The following is a 16747-nucleotide window of genomic DNA, read 5'->3' on the forward strand; positions in this document are numbered from 1 at the left end:
GCATCAGCCCCGGCCGAGCGCTGTCAGCCGCGCCTCGGCGTCGCGCACCCCTTCGGGCGAGCCCACATGCATCCAGTCCCCCCGGTGCAAAAGCCCGAAAAGCCGACCGTTCCCGGCTGCCCGGCGGAACATCTGGCTGTTCGACCATGCGCCGTCCGGCGTGCCTTCGTAGGCCGCGGGCGAGGTTATCATGATGCCGCCATACATGAAGGGTGAGGACGGCGCCTCCCCCCGGAAGCGCAGCAGTGCGGGTGTCGCCGGGTCGCCACCCGCGAAGAAATCGCCGGTGCCCTCGTAGCCAAGCGCCGCCCCGGTCTCGACCAGCAGCAACAGCGCGTCCATCCGCGCCGGATCGAACGCGGCGGCAAGTGTGGTGAGGGCGGTTTCCTCGCCCGGCGCATCCAGCCACAAAGCATCGCTGTTGATGACAAGGAAGGGGGCGCGCCCCAGAAGCGGCAGCGCCTTTTTCACCCCGCCCCCGGTTTCTAGGAGCGCATCGCGTTCATCGCTGATCACCACACTGCCCGATGCCATACGGGGGCCGAGATGGGCTTCCATCTGGTCCGCCAGATGATGGACATTCACGACCACCGGGGCAGCCGATATTGCATCCAGCCGGTCCAGCGCGCGGTCAAGGAGCGTGCGGCCAAGAACTGGCACCAGGGGCTTCGGTAGACGCACCGACAATTCCCCCATCCGCGTTCCCTTGCCCGCCGCCAGAATCATCGCAGCGGTCATGCGGCAAGCCCCTTGAGCCGCACATCCCAGCGCGGGGCGCCGTAGAATTCCAGCCGGCGGGTGCCGCGCGCACTTTCCTCCGGCAGCGTGAGGCGCAGTACAAGCGCGTCATCCAGCCAGTCGGCAGGCAGCCTGTCCGGCCATTCGATCAGCAGAAGGGCTTCGTCCCGCGCGTCCTCAAGCCCCAGATCGTAAATCTCTTCCGGGTCCTTCAGGCGGTAGAGGTCGGCATGATAGATGGCCGGCGCCCCTTCGGGCTCATACCCCTGCACCAGCGTGAAGGTGGGGCTTGGCACTTCGGCGGTATTCTCCTTCAGAAGCGCACGGACAAGGGCGCGCGCAAAGGTGCTTTTGCCGGCACCAAGATCACCCGCAAGTGCGATCAGGTCCCCCGCGCCCACGAGGCCCGCAAGCCGCTGTGCGAGCGCCTGCATGGAAGCTTCGTCGATTGCCTCGAACATCAGGAAGGGGGTGGTCATGCGACGCCCTCGGGTGTCAGCGTGCGGGGCAGTTCGACCATCAGGCGCACACCAAGTTCGCCCCATGCGGTCAGCGTCACCTTGCCTTCGTGAAGCTCGACAATCCGCCGCACGAGCGCGAGATCAAGCCCCGTGGCGCGGCGTCCGCGCGGGGCGCCGCCCATGGCGACGGTCATCACAAGCGTTTCGCGCTCATCAAGGGCAAGGCCGCAATCGGGGTTCACGACAGTGACCAGCACCTTGTCATCCTTGTCTTCGGCGCTGACGGTGAGCGTGCCGCCGTGCGGGGTGAAGCCGGCGAGCGTCGAGATCATATTGTAGAAAGCCTGTTTCAGGCGACGCGGGTCGCCCTCCACCTCGCCAGGGTCGGCTTTCACATCCAGAACCACATTGATATTGGCCCGGTGCGCCAGATCGCGCGCGATGATGACGGCATCCGAAAGCGCCTCAGCCACCGGCACCTGCAGATATTCGACATCCATCTCGCCCGCCTCGATCACGGCGAGATCGAGCACGTCCGAAATCATGTCCCGAAGCTGCGCCGAGGCCTGCAGGATATTGCCGATATAGTCCTTCTGCTGCGGATTGAGCTTGCCGAAATATTCCTGATCCAAAAGCTCCGAAAAGCCGATGATGGAATTAAGGGGCGTCCTCAGCTCGTAGGACATGTTGGTGATAAACTCGCTTTTCAGCCGGTCAGCGGCTTCGAGCGCGTTTGACCGTTCACGCAGTGCCTGTTCGATCCGGAAGCTGTCGGTCACGTCATTCTGGCTGAGCATCATGCCGCCGTCAGGGAGCGGCACCAGCGAGAAATCGACCACCACGCCATCACCCCGATACCAGCGTCCGGTGCGCGGGTTGCGCTCGGAAATCCAGATCGGCAGGCCGTCACGGATATTGGCGCTGTCGCGGTCAAACCCCGGCGTGATGTTGAGGTGTGGCAGAAGGGTCGTCAGGTGCGGATTGCCCTCAAGCGCGATATCCGGCAACTGCCACAGCGCCTTGAAGGACGGGTTCGAAAGCTCCAGCCGGCCATCGGCACCGAACACCGCCACACTTTCGCGCATGTTATCAAGCGTTTCACGCTGCACGGCGACAAGCGTGTTGTAGGACCGCTCAAGCGCCAGCCGGTCGGTCACATCTTCAAAGAGGATCAGAAGGCCGCCAAGGGGGTGGGGCTGGGTCACCACCCGGTGGGCGGAGCCATCTGGCAGGTGCCACATCTCCTCGAAGGGTTCGAGAAGGGTGGTGTAATATTTGAGGATGCCTTCCTTCCACTGACGGAAGTCGATCTGCTCCGGCACCCGGCGGCGCTCCCGCAACAGCTCCAGGAGTTCTCCGTGGCGGAGGTCCGATGACAGGATTTCTTCCGATATCTGGGCAAGCCGGGTGAAGGCGCTGTTGAAGAAGCGCAGTGTCTGGTTCGGGCCGAAAATCGCCACGGGGCTGCGCAGCCGGTTCAGCGTTTCGGACTGGGATTCGAGCACACGGGCAAGCTCGGCCAGTGCCTCTTCCTCGCCCGTCACATCAAGTGCGACGCCAAGGATATGCCCTTCATTCCCAAGCGGTACATGGCTGACCGTAAAAGCCCGGCGCGAGCCTTCAACCACACCGAACTGGCGTTCGCGGGTCGGCTGACCGGTCTCGATGGCACGCAGGAGCCCCCGGCTGCGAGCACGGTCGAAAAGCTCGCGTCCGGCTTCGATCACGTTCCTCGCGTCTTTTGCATCCACGGCGCGCACATAGGCGGCGTTCACTTCAACAAGTTCGAAGTCGGCATTGCGGATCCACACCGGGCATGGCAGCGCGTTGATCGCGGTCGTCAGTTCCTCAAGCCGCACGGAAAGGGCACGCACGCCCTTGTATCCGCTCGATAGCGCGCGGTTACGGGTTTCCTCGACCCAGAGGACCGACGAGGGCCAGCGTTCATCAACGAGGGCCAGATTCTGCATTTCGATCACGAGGCGGGACCGGCCCCGGCCATATTCGGCAACAAGGGCACCTTTCAAGGGGATATGGCGCGACAGGGAGGCCTTCACGCGCTCTACTACATCGAAGGGCAGCCCGATGGCGCCGTTGCCGACCAGTTCATCGATATGCCCGACGGCGGTTTCGAAGCCGAGGAGCGCGCGCGTGTCGCTCGCCATTTCCACTTGTCCGCTTTCCCACAGCCAGATGGGATGCCGGTGATCGGACCGCAGCATCGTATCGAAAAACTGGGCAAGTTCGCGCAGGGATTTCAGCCGGTCAGCGCTGCGCCCGGCGCGCCACAGGGCGTAAAGGCCGACAAGCAGCCAGCCGCCGATGGCGAGGCCTGCGACGCCATAAGTGATAATATCGACCAACCCGACCATGCCGGTGCCATTTCCCCCGAAACATGAGGCCCTTGAATGGAAAAGGGCGCCCGTGCCGACAATAGCGCGAGCGCCCTTCGAATGACAAGGCGAGGTGAGGGTTCTCCGGTCAGGAAATACCGAACTCGCGCTTCAGGGCCTCGACGAGATCGAGGCGCTCCCACGAGAAGCCGCCATCGTTTGTCGGCGTGCGGCCGAAATGGCCATAGGCCGAGGTGCGGCGATAGATCGGGCGGTTGAGGCCCAGATGCTGGCGGATGCCGCGCGGGCTGAGGTTCACCAGTTCCTGCAGCACTTGGGAAAGGCGGGCGGGATCAACCTTTGCGTCTTTCCAGACATCGACATAAACCGCGAGCGGCTTCGACACGCCGATAGCGTATGCGAGCTGGATGGTGCAGTTGCCGGCCAGGCCCGCCGCCACCACGTTTTTCGCCAGATAGCGCGCGGCATAAGCGGCCGAACGGTCCACCTTGGTCGGGTCTTTGCCCGAGAAAGCACCGCCGCCATGCGGGGCAGCGCCGCCATAGGTATCCACAATGATCTTGCGGCCGGTGAGGCCAGCGTCGCCGTCCGGCCCGCCGATGATGAACTGCCCCGTCGGGTTCACATAAAACTCGTCCTCGGGCGGCATCCAGCCTTCGGGCAGGACCTTTGCCACATGGCCGCGCACCAGTTCCTTCAGGTCGGCCTGGAGGACGCCTGCCTTGTGCTGGGTCGATACCACAACACTCGTCGCACCAACCGGCACGCCGTCCACATATTTCAGGGTCACCTGGCTTTTGGCGTCCGGCTCCAGCATGTCGGCGGCCTCGCCCGCGTGACGGGCAGCTGCCAGCGACTTCAGGATATTGTGGGCATAATCGATAGGCGCCGGCATCAGGCTCGGTGTCTCGTCGCAGGCATAACCGAACATGATGCCCTGATCGCCCGCGCCTTCGTCCTTGCCACCAGCCTCATTGGCATCAACGCCCATGGCGATATCAGCCGACTGTTCATGCAGGAAGTTCGAAAACTCGGCGGTACGCCACGAGAAGCCGGCCTGATCGTAGCCGATTTCCTTCACGGCATCGCGGGCCACGCCCTCGATATCGTCGTGCGTCACGCTTTCAGGCCCGCGCACCTCGCCCGCCACGATGATGCGGTTGGTGGTGACCATGGTTTCAGCCGCAACCCGGGCTTCCGGGTCTGCTTCCAGATAAAGGTCGACAATGGCATCCGAAATCCGGTCGGCCACCTTGTCGGGATGGCCTTCGGAAACGGATTCACTCGTGAAAAGATATTCGCGCATCAGGGCACCTAGTCCGTCAGAGAGATCAATCAGTAGCGATACTGGTCGGCCTTGAAGGGGCCGGCCACGTCAACGCCGATATATTTGGCCTGATCGGCCGTCAGCGTCGTCAGTTTGGCGCCGAGCTTGCCAAGATGGAGGGCGGCAACCTTTTCGTCCAGATGCTTCGGCAGCACATAGACCTTGCGGTCGTAATTCGCGGCATTGTTCCAGAGCTCGATCTGCGCCAGCACCTGGTTGGTGAAGCTGGCCGACATCACGAAGCTCGGGTGGCCGGTGGCGCAGCCGAGGTTCACAAGGCGGCCCTTGGCGAGAACGATAAGGCGCTTGCCATCGGGGAAGACAACTTCGTCCACCTGCGGCTTCACTTCTTCCCAGACCATGTTCTTCAGGCCGGCGATCTGAATCTCGCTGTCGAAGTGGCCGATGTTGCAGACAATCGCGCGGTCCTTCATGGCCCGCATATGTTCAACCGTGATGATGTCCTTGTTGCCGGTGGCAGTGACGAAAATGTCGGCCTTCGGCGCCATGTCTTCCATGGTCTGGACGTCATAACCTTCCATCGCGGCCTGCAGCGCGCAGATGGGATCGATCTCGGTCACGGTCACACGTGCACCTTGCGAGCGCAGCGATTCCGCGCAGCCCTTGCCAACGTCACCGTAACCGCAAACTACGGCCACCTTGCCGGCCAGCATCACGTCGGTCGCGCGTTTGATGCCATCCACAAGGCTTTCACGGCAGCCATAAAGGTTATCGAACTTCGATTTGGTGACGCTGTCGTTCACGTTGATGGCGGGAACGGCAAGGGTGCCGGCCTTGGCCATTTCATAAAGGCGCAGCACGCCCGTGGTGGTTTCTTCCGAAATGCCACGAACGTCCTTCATGATTTCAGGATAGTCGCGGTGCATGATGATGGTGAGGTCGCCGCCGTCATCAAGGATCATGTTCGGGGTCCAGCCGTCCGGGCCCTTGATCGTCTGGTGGACGCACCAGTCATATTCTTCTTCCGTCTCGCCTTTCCAGGCGAAGACCGGCACACCGGCAGCGGCCATCGCGGCGGCGGCATGATCCTGCGTCGAGAAGATATTGCAGCTGGACCAGCGCACGGTCGCGCCAAGCGCGGTCAGGGTCTCGATCAGCACGGCGGTCTGGATCGTCATATGCAGGCAACCGGCGATGCGCGCGCCTTTCAGCGGCTGCGACGCACCGAACTCGTCGCGCAGCGCCATCAGGCCCGGCATCTCGGTTTCGGCAATGTTGATTTCCTTGCGGCCCCAGTCGGCAAGCGCAATATCGGCAACTTTATAATCGGTCATTCTTCTTCTCCAGTCGGCATGGGGAGGCATTTGCGCCTGCTTATAGCAGGGTCCGCCTCGTCAATAAACGACAAAAGATAAAGAATTCTTTATATATAGATCCGTATCATCCAGAAATAAAAAAAAGGGGCGGTCAAAACCACCCCTTAAAAGCTCGGAACTTCATCACCTTAGGCATGCACCAGTCGACGACGGGCCGTCAAACCGGCGAGGCTAAACCCCATGATCATCATCATCCAAGTCGCTGGTTCAGGCACCGCTGGCGCAGGGAGGGCCCCGACATCAGATCCGTCACCGGTCTGCGACATTGCAAGACCAATGTTGTCCAGTTTTATTTGGCCGATGTTTGTTGAAACGTAACTGTACTCATTCGATAAGCTATCCCACAAATCGAACATGCTGAGATCAGTTATCGAGTAGTTGTTAAAACTAGAGTCGCGGCCAGCGATCAATGTATTGTAAACAAGAATTCCGCCACCAAGGCTTTTCTGACCAGAATATATCAATATTCCATCCTTGTTTCCAATGTCCTGCGTATAGTCGTTGATACGAAAATTATCGCTCACCGGATCAATCGGGCGAGACCATTCAACTTCGCCAACTTTCCATGAAAGGGATTCAATCGCGTACTTTGAGGTCGTACGACCACCAAATGAGGAATATTGAGTTGACGGTGCTATGCTATCGTCGAACCTCATTGTAAAATTGAAGACCCCAATTTCGGTGAATTCATAGCCAAACGCATTTGCAACTGCTTCAGTTGCAAAAGTAGCGGTTCCGCTAAACACAAACGTCTGTGTCGCTGCCGACGCTGCTCCCGCACCACCCATAACAAATGCCAGCGCGACTGCCATCCGCCGACACATTCCTGCCTTGAACATAATTTCTCCTCTCCGGAGCTCCGCTCCGGATTTCCGTTCCGTTGTGATGCCGGAGCATTTTCCGGCTTCGTCGATGATTTGACTGGCTAGCCAAAAAGGAACAGCCAGAGCCTGACGGATGCGCCTGAGTATTAACAAATAGTAAATTTTTATCTATCAGCGACAACCCTAAATGGCAATCGCCTAAATGGGAATCTCGACCTGCCCCAGAAAACTGTACCGAATCAGGTATTTTATGATTGTATCTAGAGGTCGGAAATCAGCGTTCTTCGCCGAAGCGATTGGCAACAAGCGCAGCGATTGCATTCATCGCATCGTCGGCGTCGGAGCCGTCAGCCGAGACGTCGATACTGTCGCCCTTGGCGGCACCCAGCATCATCAGGCCCATGATCGAGGTGGCCGTTACCTCAGTGCCGTCTTTCGATACATTGATTCGCGCGCTGAATTCGCCGGCAAGCTTGGCAAGTGCAGCGCTCGCCCGTGCATGCAGGCCGCGCATATTGATGATTTCGAGTGTGCGTTCGACAGCCACAGGCTTCCCCTTCCCCGAAACTTGTCAGGCACCCAGAAGCTGGCTGGCCACGTTGATATATTTGATCCCGGCATCGCGGGCGGCTTCAACGGCATTATCAAGCGGCATCGTGCTGCGCACGGTGGCAAGCTTGATCAGCATCGGCAGGTTGATCCCGGCGATGACCTCGACCTCGCCCTTCTTCAGCAGCGAAATCGCAAGGTTCGAAGGCGTGCCGCCGAACATGTCGGTAAGCAGCACAACGCCCGAGCCGGTGTTGACGGCCTCGACGGCTTCCATGATTTCGGCACGGCGGGCTTCCATATCGTCTTCAGGGCCGATGCAGATACCGCGGATATTTTCCTGCTTGCCCACCACATGTTCGGTAGCCGCGATGAATTCCGCCGCGAGCTTGCCGTGGGTGACTAGTACCATACCGATCATCTGCCCATCCTCGATCCTGAGCCGTCGTTTCTGCCGGGCGGTGCGTGACAGCAGCCCGCCCCTTGTTCGTTCACATGACTGTTATGCAAACGCTGTGTCCCGGTGATGAACTTGAACGACGATCCCGTCAAGCTCCAAACGTGCCGCGAAGGTTTCTGCGAGCATCACCGAACGGTGTCGACCGCCGGTGCAACCGAAGGCAACCGTGAGGTAGGACTTCCCCTCGTCACGGTAGCGCGGCAGCAGAAAATCCAGAAGGTCCGATACCTTGGCGACAAAAGCATCAAAGCCCTCGTCGGCGCGCACATAAGCCGCCACTGCCGGATCGCGGCCGGTTTGCGGCTTCAGGTCGGGCACATAATGCGGATTGCGCAGGAAGCGCACGTCAAACACGAGATCGGCGTCGCGCGGCACCCCGTTCGCGAATCCGAAGCTCATGATGCTGACCACCATCTGTGCGGCCGCCCCGATGGTAAAGCGTTCATGGATCAGCTTCTTCGTATCCGACCCCTTGCGCACCGTTGTATCGAGGCGGCTGTCGACCCCCTCAAGAACCGGCGCCATCAGGGCGCGTTCGCGCTCGATCGCTTCGGGCAGGCGCCCGTCAGCATCCAGCGGGTGACGGCGGCGGGTTTCCGAAAAACGCCGAACCAGCGTTTCGTCGCTGGCATCCAGAAAGAGGACATGCAGATCAACATCCGCCTTGGCGCGCAAGCGGGCGGCGAGGGCGGCGAAGGCGTCGGGCGAGAAATGCAGGGTGCGGGCATCAATGCCCACGGCGAGCGGTGCGCTGACGCCAGCTGAAGCCTGCTCTTCCATCAGCTGTTCAATCATCGTCAGCGGCAGGTTATCGACAATCTCGTAGCCGAGATCTTCGAACGCATTGAGCGCGATCGATTTGCCGGCGCCCGAAAGCCCGGTCACGATCACGAGGCGGCGGCCGCCCGCTTTGGTCATAAAGTCTCCTCCGGATGCCCTTCCTGGCCGATACGGGCCGGGGCATCGAGCGCCAGTTCAACCTTGATGGGTGCCGACGCCTCGAACGCATTGAGCCGGAGGCGCGGCAATTCGACGCCCAGAATGGTGACCTTTTCCGCCGCTGGCAAGCGCGGCACGCGCGCGCTGTGATCAAGATCGACGACAAGCGACACAGGCGCCACTGCCGTCACCGGCAGGCTGATGATGCCAAGGCCGCGCACTTCGATGAGGCCGCGCAGGCGATCCGGCGCCATGCCCGTCAGCTTGCCGCCCTCCGCCGTCAGCCAGACCTGATCGTCCGCCACCAGCATGCCGCCGCGATCAATGAGGCGCAGGCCGAGGTCGGACTTGCCGCTGGCGGAGGCACCACGCAGCAGCACCCCGCGGCCATCGCGGGCGATCAGTGTGGCGTGATAAAGCTTGCCCCCGGCATCGGTCATGACTTGGTGCCGCCGTTTTTGCTGGCGGGCAGATCAATGATGAAAAGCGCGCCGGAGCGATCCGTGCGGTTGGTGGCGCTGATCTGGCCCCTATGGGCTTCGATCACCTGTTTGGAAATGGCAAGGCCAAGGCCCGAATGGCGGCCGAAATCTTCCTCGGACGGACGCTCGGAATAGAAGCGGCTGAAGATTTTCTCCTCCGCCCCTTCCGGCAGGCCCGGGCCTTCGTCGGAGATATAGGTGGTGATCCGCTTGTCGCCGCGCGCCAGGGTGACGGTGACGGTGCCGCCCTCGGGGCTGAAGGAAATCGCGTTATCGATGATGTTGCGCCACACCTGCCCCAGCCGCCCGCCGATACCATCGACGACATAGGCGCCGGCTTCCGGGTCATCGAAGGCGATCTTCACACCGCGCGCCACCCCGGTGGTGCGATAGCCATCGATCATGGTGGCCAGCATGGTGCCGATATCGACGGGCTCCATGGCGCCGCGTGTGAGTTCAGCGTCGAGGCGCGAGGCATCCGAGATATCGCTGATCAGGCGGTCCAGCCGCTGCACGTCTTCGGCGATGATGCCCAGAAGGCGTTCATGCAGGTCAGGCCTGTCGGTGCGCTTCATGGTCTCGAGCGCCGACCGCATCGAGGACAGCGGGTTTTTCAGCTCGTGCGCCACGTCCGCCGCGAAGCTTTCCACCGCATCGATCTGGTTGTAAAGCGCGCGGGTCATGTCGGAAAGCGAGCGGGAAAGGTCGCCGATCTCGTCCTTGCGGTCGGCAAATTCAGGAATATTTTCCTCGCGCCCGATGGCGCCGCGCACCCGTTCCGCCGCACGGGCCAGCACCCGGATGGGCCGCACCAGCGCCTGCCCCAGAAACAACGACAAGAGGATCGTCAGGACAAAGGCCGCAGATGAAATCTGCACGATCAGCATCTGTTCGGATTGCACGATGCGTTCGATATCGTCGGTCTGCGCGGTCAGGAGCAGCGCACCCAGCACGCGGCGGAAGCGCTGCACCGGCATCGCCACATTGATCGCATAGCCGCCGTCCTCGCGCTGGCGCACCTGGCTCATCGGTTCGCCTTCAAGGGCCGACATCACCTCGATCAGGTCAGCGGCCCTGAGGCCCGGCTTGTCAATATAAGGGGGAGCAAGCGGCCGGGGCGAGACATATTCGAGGCCTTTTCTCAGCACCGCTTCGGCCCGCTGCGACAGCGGCGTTTCGCTATCGAGCCGCGGCAGGGGCTCGGCATAGACGCGCTTTTCGCCGGCGATCAGGCGGCTGTCGGCGATCATCGAGCCCGACACGCCAAAAAGCCGCGCCCTGATATCGGTGGGGCTGACAAGGCGGGAGAGAATCTGCCGCGCCGGCGGCAAGTCGATCTCGGTTGCCTCCGGCCCCGCACTCGCCGATTCGCCAAGGGCAGCGGCGATGATCTGGGCCTGCACTTCAAGCGCAAGGCGGCGGTCGTGAATGAGCGAGGTTCGGAACTGGTTGAGGTAAAGGATACCGCCGACAAGCGTAAAGATAGCGAGCGCATTGACCGCCAGAATGCGGACCATAAGGGGCGAAATGCCGCGCGTATAGTGCCGCGGCCTGACAGCCTCGCTGTCCGGCCGGGTCGCTTTCAGCCCGCCATCATTTTCGCCCCTCGTTCGCGCCACGCTGCCTCTCAACTTTCCTTGAAGCGATAGCCGACACCATACAGGGTTTCGATCCCGTCGAACTCGTCATCGGCCTGCCGGAACTTGCGCCGCAGGCGTTTGATATGGCTGTCGATCGTGCGGTCGTCCACATAAACGTCGTCCGAATAGGCGGCGTCCATCAGCTGATCGCGGCTTTTCACATGGCCCGGATGCTGGGCCAGCGTCTGCAGGATCATGAATTCGGTAACCGTCAGCGTCACGTCATGGCCGTTCCAGAGCACACGGTGCCGCAGCGGATCGAGCGTCAGGCGCCCGCGCACCATCACTTCGTCGCTCGGGTTTTCGGCAGGCGCTGCCGCCACCGGGGTCGCCCGCATTTCAGAGCGGCGCAACAGCGACCGGATGCGTTCGATCAGCAGCCGCTGCGAGAAAGGCTTGCCGATATAATCATCGGCCCCCATGCGCAGGCCCAGCACCTGATCGATTTCCTCGTCCTTCGAGGTCAGGAAAATCACCGGCATGTCGGTCACTTCACGAAGCTTTTTCAGAAGCTCCATCCCGTCCATGCGCGGCATCTTCACATCGAGGACAGCAAGGTCAGCCGGCTTGGTGGCAAGCGCCTCCCATGCCTTCTGGCCGTCCGGGTAGGTGCGCACGCGGAAGCCTTCGGCCTCGAGCGCGATGGTGACGGAGGTGAGAATGTTGCGGTCGTCGTCAACGAGCGCGATGGTAGCTGTCATGGCTTCCCCCATTGTTTTGCTGCTTGCAGGCAATCGTCGGTGTTGGCCTCAATCCCGCGAAGCGGTTCAGCCTAAACCAGAATCCATCACGGCGTTAAGCCCGATTTACGACGAAATCGTGGCGCTCGAAAGGCACAGGCATGCTGCAAAGGCTTGGCCCGCCTGCCTGCAGAAGAATCAGGTTGACCAATCGGGGCATTTCATACAGTTTGGCCCCAACCGGCAGAGACCGGATAATACCAATTCCGTACCAACCTAGGAAATAGGCGGCTAAGCGGGATGGAAACAATATAACTTGTGGCCCCAAAGTCAGTTGGAGAAATCGACCGTGCAAGTCAAAGGCGCCTGCCTCAGCAGCGTCGGCCTTGATGCCCATGGCATCACCGGCGTTCAAACCCAATATTGGAACCTGAACACGCCAGAACTTTACGAGGAAGCCATTCGCCGCGGCGAAGGCAAGATTGCCGATGGCGGCGCCCTCGTGGTGAAAACTGGCAAACATACCGGTCGCTCGGCCAAGGACAAATTCACCGTCCGCGATGCCGGCACCGAAAACACCGTCTGGTGGGGTGATACCAATCGCCCGATGACCCCCGAGGCTTTCGATGCCCTGCATGCAGCATTCCTGCAGCATATGAAAGGCAAGGAACTGTTCATCCAGGACCTGTTCGGCGGCTCCGACAAGAACCATCAGGTTTCGGTCCGCACGATTGGCGAGCTGGCGTGGCACAGCCTTTTCTGCCGCACCATGCTGATCGTCCCGACGGATGAGGAACGCAAGACCTTCCGCCCCGAGTTCACCATCATCAACCTGCCGACCTTCAAGGCAGACCCGGCCACCCACGGCTGCCGCAGCGAAACCGTGATCGCGGTGAACTTCACCAAAAAGATCATCCTGATCGGCGGCACCGAATATGCGGGCGAGAACAAGAAATCCGTCTTCTCGATCCTCAACTACCTGCTGCCCGAAGCCGGCGTCATGCCCATGCACTGCTCGGCCAACATCGGCCCCGAGGGCGACGTTGCCATCTTCTTCGGCCTTTCCGGCACCGGCAAGACGACCCTTTCCGCCGACAGCAGCCGTACGCTGATCGGTGATGACGAGCATGGCTGGTCGGACGACAGCGTCTTCAACTTCGAAGGCGGCTGCTACGCCAAGATGATCCGGCTGGACCCCGAGGCCGAGCCCGAGATCTATGCCACCACCAAGCGTTTCGGCACTGTGCTGGAAAACGTGGTGATGGATGACGCCACCCGTACGCTGGATCTGGATGACAATAGCCTCGCCGAGAATACCCGCGGCGCCTACCCCATCCATTTCATCCCGAACACCTCGGCGGAAAACCGCGGCGGCCTGCCGAAGAATATCATCATGCTGACGGCCGATGCCTTCGGCGTGCTGCCCCCGATCGCGCGGCTGACGCCTGAGCAAGCCATGTATCACTTCCTGTCGGGCTACACCGCCAAGGTTGCCGGCACCGAAATCGGCGTGAAGGAGCCGCAGGCGACCTTCTCCACCTGTTTCGGCGCCCCCTTCATGCCCCGCCATCCGAGCGTTTACGGCAATCTTCTGCGCAAGAAGATCGCCGAGGGCGGCGTGAATTGCTGGCTGGTGAATACCGGCTGGACAGGCGGCGTATATGGCACCGGCCACCGCATGCCGATCAAGGTGACCCGTGCCCTCCTGCACGCGGCCCTCGACGGCAGCCTGAACAGCGCCCCGATGCGGATCGACCCCTTCTTCGGCTTCGAAGTACCGACCGACGTACCGGGCGTTGACACCACGATCCTGAACCCGCGCGACACCTGGGCCGACAAGGCCGCCTATGACGCGAAGGCCAAACATCTCGTTGGCCTGTTCATCGAAAACTTCGAAACCTTCGTCGCCCATGTCGACGATCAGGTAAAAGCCGCCGCGCCGAGCGCCGCTTAAGGCTGACGGACGAACAATCGAAGAATGCGAAACGGGGCCCAAGCGGCCCCGTTTTTTATTGTAGCAACAAGCCATCTCCATCGGGCATCAAAACATCAATGCATTCAGTCGGATCCTTCTTTCCTTCCTCCGGATCACACATCCACAAGGAGTTAAACAGCAGAAACTTGATCCCGGTTGAATAGGAATATCGAAGTGACATCGTATTGCTTCCATTCGCATCATACTGCTCAATCAGGAATTCCATGTCGCCATCCTGCTTCGCGAACACAGCCTTCGACCGATAAGTATACCCATCAACTTCCCATCTAGAGTTGGCTTCAAGTGCTGCTGGCCGGGAAGGAATATGAAGCTTTATAACACCTGGGACATCCAAGCACATAAGCCCTGAAACGCACTCAGAAAGCGTCCCCTTCCGGGCAAAATCGGGAAACATGCCGGCTCTAACCGTTTTCGGCATTTCCCCTGAGACCACAAACCTAACGACAGAATATCCAAGTGCATCGTAGTAAGAATATTGCTTCGTTTCGACGGGTTCCGCCGCCGCCACTGAAAGCGGTGTACAAACATGCAATATTACCGCAGCGATGACCGAGGCACCTGTTGATTTCCAGCACCGCTTTTGCCCGCGGTTGTTAAGTCGCAACATGCTTTCTATTTCCCCATCACTTCATGCTTGATCCGTACACGGTCCTCCGGCGTCACACCCAATAGCCCGGCGATTTTGGCCAGCGCATTGGCCTCGAAATTGTCGAGGCTGTCGTCGGCGAGGGCCACCTGCCACAGCAGCCGCACGATTTCCTGCCGTTCGTCCTGATCCAGCTCGCGGGCGAGCGTGCGGGTGAATTCGTAAAGGCTGGTTGCTTCTGCCTCGCGCGCTTCGGCGCGGGTGAGGATTTCGCCAGCCGACCAGGCATCGATCCCGAAGCGGTCGGTCAGCGCCTTCAGGAGCGTGGCACGCTCGGCGGCGCTGAAATCGCCGTCCGCTTTCGACACCTGCACCAGAAGGGCGGCGGTGGCGAGGGCGAGCTCGTCCTCGGGGGTAGATTTTCCGGCCTTGAGGCCGAGGAATTCGCTGACGCGGGCAAACATGGGGATTGCTCTCCTTCTGTTATGGGTCTCAGGCGTCGATGCTCATGGCGAGCACACGGGAGATATGGGCGAGCGGACGGCCGGATTCCACCGCCCATGTGTTGAACGCGTCCTGAACCGCCTTCTTGGCCGCCTTCGAGGTCGGCTCCTTGTCGACCACGCCTTCGCGCACAAGGGCCGCCACCACATCGCGGCCAAGCACAAAGCCATCCTTGCCGATGAAGCGCAGGAAATACTGGCCGCTGGTGCCGCCAAGCCGCGAGGCGCGCTTTTTGATCATATCCAGAAGCCCCATGAAATCGCTGCCCGGCCAATCGGCAATCGCGCGGGCGGCACTGCCGTGCTCGTCCGCAAGCGCGCAAAGGAAAGCGGCATTTTCCCTGACACTTCTGATCTTCACCCCGTTCCGTACGATTCGCGTGTCCGACACCAGCCGGCCGAGGTCATCATCATCCAGAAACATGCAGCGTACCGGATTGAAGCCTTCGAAAGCTTCCTCGAACCCCGGCCATTTGTGCTCGATCACCTGCCAACTGAAACCTGCCGAGAATACAGCGCGGGTCATGGCGGCAAGGATGCGGTCATCCGGTGTGGCGGCCAGTTCATCTGCGGTTTTTATCTCGGGCATCTTGGCCGCCAGCGCAGCGTCCCCGCCCTTGCGTTTGGCGGCAATCGCCCAGATTTGATCGAAGCTCCGCATGGTATTTCCCCTCGTCCATCGTATATATGTGACTTGCCTTGGGCGTGCCGCCCCGGTAACGACAAGGCATTATTACCCGGTTATACTGGCATCATGGCGAACGACTATATCAAAAGCTTCGGATTTCCCCGCTGGGGCGAGTACGGCCGCGACAAGGAGGCCGAACCCGTCCGCATGTGCGATTATGCGGGCTGTTCCGAAAAGGGCTCGCACCCCGCGCCCAAGTCGCCGTCCTCGCCGGAACGCTGGTATTTCTGCCGCGAACATGCCGCCGAATATAACCGGAACTGGAATTTCTTTCAGGGCATGAGCGACGAGGAAGCCCGGCGCTACATGCATGAAGATGCCTCCTCCGACGCCTTTTCGCAGGCCAATCCGTTCGAATGGGGCGGGGCCGTGGATGAAGACGGCTTCACCTCCGCAGAGGCCCGCGCCTTCGATACGCTTGAGGTCGACAGCGATGCCGGGCCGGAGATGATCAAGAAGCAGTATCGGAAACTCGCCAAAGTCTGGCACCCCGATGCCAACCCGGGTGACCCCGAAGCCGCCGAGCGCTTCCATGCCGTGCAGACGGCTTACGAGACCCTGCGCCGCAAGCTGGATTTCTAGGCGGGTGTCCCGAGCGGGATAGTGAAGCCCGACTTGAATGTATCAATCGCCACAATCGTCTGGAACCGCCCGACCGAAGGGTTGGTGAAGAACAGCTCGCGCGTGATGCGGTCGTAATCCAGCATATCCTTTACGGTCATGATCAGCACGAAATCATACTCGCCGGTGACATAATAGCCCTGCTGGACTTCCGGCACCTGCAGCATCTGCTCGCGGAACGAATCGATCGACTGGGTGCAGCCGTAGGAAAAATTCACCTGCACGATCAGGGTGGTGCGCCCGCCGACCGCCTTCGGGTTGAGGATAGCAATTTCCTTGGCAATCACGCCTTCCTCGCGCAGCCGCTTGATCCGCCGCTGGCAGGCCGCCGGCGACAGGCCGACCTCGGCGCTGATCGTCTCTGCGGTCTGGCGGCTGTTGGCCTGCAGCAGCGCAAGGATCTTGACGTCAAACGTATCGATTTCGGTCATATGCGGATTTTTTCCTCGGGATGTTCGTAAATCACGACTGATTTTATCATGAATTCACAAAATGCGCGAAGATTCATCGCGCGAGATTGGCATATCATGCAAGCAATGACAAAATCACATCACGACACGCG

Annotated in this window: 18 protein-coding genes; 2 read left to right on the forward strand and 16 right to left on the reverse strand. The window is 60.6% G+C overall.

What is annotated here, in order from left to right; genetic code table 11:
* Window positions 1–3: 3 nt before the first annotated feature.
* From PH603_RS00240 to PH603_RS00295, 12 genes are all read right to left on the reverse strand, one after another.
* Window positions 4–738 carry a nucleotidyltransferase family protein gene (locus PH603_RS00240; protein ID WP_289503904.1) on the reverse strand — a complete coding sequence of 245 codons (735 nt, stop codon included), beginning with the start codon at window positions 736–738 and terminating at the stop codon, window positions 4–6.
* A complete protein-coding gene (tsaE, locus tag PH603_RS00245; protein WP_289503905.1) occupies window positions 735–1217 on the reverse strand; it encodes a tRNA (adenosine(37)-N6)-threonylcarbamoyltransferase complex ATPase subunit type 1 TsaE in 483 nt (160 codons plus the stop codon). Before tsaE ends, PH603_RS00240 begins: the two co-directional genes overlap by 4 nt.
* Entirely contained in the window at window positions 1214–3571 is a 2358-nt protein-coding gene (locus PH603_RS00250; RefSeq protein WP_289503906.1) for a PAS domain-containing sensor histidine kinase, read from the reverse strand. The genes tsaE and PH603_RS00250 overlap by 4 nt, the downstream gene beginning before the upstream one ends.
* Window positions 3572–3680: 109 nt before the next feature.
* The gene (gene metK, locus PH603_RS00255) at window positions 3681–4859 is read right to left on the reverse strand and encodes a methionine adenosyltransferase (protein WP_289503907.1); all 1179 of its coding nucleotides are present in this window, start codon (window positions 4857–4859) and stop codon (window positions 3681–3683) included.
* 29 nt (window positions 4860–4888) lie between these two features.
* Window positions 4889–6175, reverse strand: a complete 1287-nt coding sequence (gene ahcY / locus PH603_RS00260; protein WP_289503908.1) for an adenosylhomocysteinase — start codon at window positions 6173–6175, stop codon at window positions 4889–4891.
* 170 nt (window positions 6176–6345) lie between these two features.
* Window positions 6346–7029 (reverse strand): PEPxxWA-CTERM sorting domain-containing protein, encoded by a 684-nt coding sequence (locus PH603_RS00265; RefSeq protein ID WP_289503909.1) that lies wholly within the window; start codon window positions 7027–7029, stop codon window positions 6346–6348.
* Window positions 7030–7315: 286 nt separating this feature from the next.
* On the reverse strand, window positions 7316–7588 hold the full coding sequence (locus tag PH603_RS00270; protein WP_289503910.1) for an HPr family phosphocarrier protein: 273 nt from the start codon (window positions 7586–7588) through the stop codon (window positions 7316–7318).
* A gap of 24 nt (window positions 7589–7612) precedes the next feature.
* On the reverse strand, window positions 7613–8011 hold the full coding sequence (locus tag PH603_RS00275) for a PTS sugar transporter subunit IIA (RefSeq protein WP_289503911.1): 399 nt from the start codon (window positions 8009–8011) through the stop codon (window positions 7613–7615).
* Window positions 8012–8092: 81 nt separating this feature from the next.
* Complete coding sequence (gene rapZ, locus PH603_RS00280) at window positions 8093–8968, reverse strand: RNase adapter RapZ (protein ID WP_289503912.1); 876 nt, start codon at window positions 8966–8968, stop codon at window positions 8093–8095.
* On the reverse strand, window positions 8965–9429 hold the full coding sequence (locus PH603_RS00285; protein WP_289503913.1) for an HPr kinase/phosphorylase: 465 nt from the start codon (window positions 9427–9429) through the stop codon (window positions 8965–8967). Before PH603_RS00285 ends, rapZ begins: the two co-directional genes overlap by 4 nt.
* The gene (locus tag PH603_RS00290) at window positions 9426–11090 is read right to left on the reverse strand and encodes a stimulus-sensing domain-containing protein (protein ID WP_289503914.1); all 1665 of its coding nucleotides are present in this window, start codon (window positions 11088–11090) and stop codon (window positions 9426–9428) included. The genes PH603_RS00285 and PH603_RS00290 overlap by 4 nt, the downstream gene beginning before the upstream one ends.
* An 8-nt stretch (window positions 11091–11098) precedes the next feature.
* Complete coding sequence (locus PH603_RS00295) at window positions 11099–11812, reverse strand: response regulator transcription factor (protein WP_289503915.1); 714 nt, start codon at window positions 11810–11812, stop codon at window positions 11099–11101.
* A 328-nt stretch (window positions 11813–12140) separates the two neighbouring features.
* Here PH603_RS00295 and PH603_RS00300 point away from each other — a divergent pair, with 328 nt between their 5' ends.
* Window positions 12141–13745 (forward strand): phosphoenolpyruvate carboxykinase, encoded by a 1605-nt coding sequence (locus PH603_RS00300; protein WP_289503916.1) that lies wholly within the window; start codon window positions 12141–12143, stop codon window positions 13743–13745.
* A gap of 55 nt (window positions 13746–13800) precedes the next feature.
* Here the strand turns inward: PH603_RS00300 and PH603_RS00305 are convergent, their stop codons facing one another.
* Genes PH603_RS00305 through PH603_RS00315 form a run of 3 tightly spaced genes read right to left on the reverse strand, consistent with a single transcriptional unit; the run spans window position 13801 to window position 15537 of the window.
* A complete protein-coding gene (locus tag PH603_RS00305) occupies window positions 13801–14394 on the reverse strand; it encodes a hypothetical protein (RefSeq protein WP_289503917.1) in 594 nt (197 codons plus the stop codon).
* A 5-nt stretch (window positions 14395–14399) separates the two neighbouring features.
* Complete coding sequence (locus tag PH603_RS00310; RefSeq protein ID WP_289503918.1) at window positions 14400–14837, reverse strand: tellurite resistance TerB family protein; 438 nt, start codon at window positions 14835–14837, stop codon at window positions 14400–14402.
* A gap of 28 nt (window positions 14838–14865) precedes the next feature.
* Complete coding sequence (locus tag PH603_RS00315; protein ID WP_289503919.1) at window positions 14866–15537, reverse strand: DNA-3-methyladenine glycosylase I; 672 nt, start codon at window positions 15535–15537, stop codon at window positions 14866–14868.
* Between the two features lie 93 nt (window positions 15538–15630).
* Between PH603_RS00315 and PH603_RS00320 the strand changes: the two genes are divergently transcribed.
* Window positions 15631–16146: a J domain-containing protein gene (locus tag PH603_RS00320; protein WP_289503920.1), complete on the forward strand. Its 516-nt coding sequence runs from the start codon at window positions 15631–15633 to the stop codon at window positions 16144–16146.
* Here the strand turns inward: PH603_RS00320 and PH603_RS00325 are convergent.
* Complete coding sequence (locus PH603_RS00325) at window positions 16143–16616, reverse strand: Lrp/AsnC family transcriptional regulator (protein ID WP_289503921.1); 474 nt, start codon at window positions 16614–16616, stop codon at window positions 16143–16145. The two genes, PH603_RS00320 and PH603_RS00325, sit on opposite strands and share 4 nt — an antisense overlap.
* Window positions 16617–16747: the final 131 nt, after the last annotated feature.

It is taken from the genome of Gimibacter soli, assembly GCF_028463845.1.
Taxonomy (GTDB): Bacteria; Pseudomonadota; Alphaproteobacteria; order Sphingomonadales; family Kordiimonadaceae; genus Gimibacter; species Gimibacter soli.

What these genes read in the sequence shown, in the direction of transcription:
- PH603_RS00275 (WP_289503911.1), bottom strand. Translation starts at nt 8,011, where the DNA reads ATGATCGGTATGGTACTAGTCACCCACGGCAAGCTCGCGGCGGAATTC.
- PH603_RS00285 (WP_289503913.1), bottom strand. Translation starts at nt 9,429, where the DNA reads ATGACCGATGCCGGGGGCAAGCTTTATCACGCCACACTGATCGCCCGC.
- PH603_RS00250 (WP_289503906.1), bottom strand. Translation starts at nt 3,571, where the DNA reads ATGGTCGGGTTGGTCGATATTATCACTTATGGCGTCGCAGGCCTCGCC.
- PH603_RS00265 (WP_289503909.1), bottom strand. Translation starts at nt 7,029, where the DNA reads ATGGCAGTCGCGCTGGCATTTGTTATGGGTGGTGCGGGAGCAGCGTCG.
- PH603_RS00310 (WP_289503918.1), bottom strand. Translation starts at nt 14,837, where the DNA reads ATGTTTGCCCGCGTCAGCGAATTCCTCGGCCTCAAGGCCGGAAAATCT.
- metK (WP_289503907.1), bottom strand. Translation starts at nt 4,859, where the DNA reads ATGCGCGAATATCTTTTCACGAGTGAATCCGTTTCCGAAGGCCATCCC.
- ahcY (WP_289503908.1), bottom strand. Translation starts at nt 6,175, where the DNA reads ATGACCGATTATAAAGTTGCCGATATTGCGCTTGCCGACTGGGGCCGC.
- PH603_RS00320 (WP_289503920.1), top strand. Translation starts at nt 15,631, where the DNA reads ATGGCGAACGACTATATCAAAAGCTTCGGATTTCCCCGCTGGGGCGAG.
- PH603_RS00240 (WP_289503904.1), bottom strand. Translation starts at nt 738, where the DNA reads ATGACCGCTGCGATGATTCTGGCGGCGGGCAAGGGAACGCGGATGGGG.
- PH603_RS00325 (WP_289503921.1), bottom strand. Translation starts at nt 16,616, where the DNA reads ATGACCGAAATCGATACGTTTGACGTCAAGATCCTTGCGCTGCTGCAG.
- PH603_RS00295 (WP_289503915.1), bottom strand. Translation starts at nt 11,812, where the DNA reads ATGACAGCTACCATCGCGCTCGTTGACGACGACCGCAACATTCTCACC.
- PH603_RS00315 (WP_289503919.1), bottom strand. Translation starts at nt 15,537, where the DNA reads ATGCGGAGCTTCGATCAAATCTGGGCGATTGCCGCCAAACGCAAGGGC.
- PH603_RS00305 (WP_289503917.1), bottom strand. Translation starts at nt 14,394, where the DNA reads ATGTTGCGACTTAACAACCGCGGGCAAAAGCGGTGCTGGAAATCAACA.
- tsaE (WP_289503905.1), bottom strand. Translation starts at nt 1,217, where the DNA reads ATGACCACCCCCTTCCTGATGTTCGAGGCAATCGACGAAGCTTCCATG.
- rapZ (WP_289503912.1), bottom strand. Translation starts at nt 8,968, where the DNA reads ATGACCAAAGCGGGCGGCCGCCGCCTCGTGATCGTGACCGGGCTTTCG.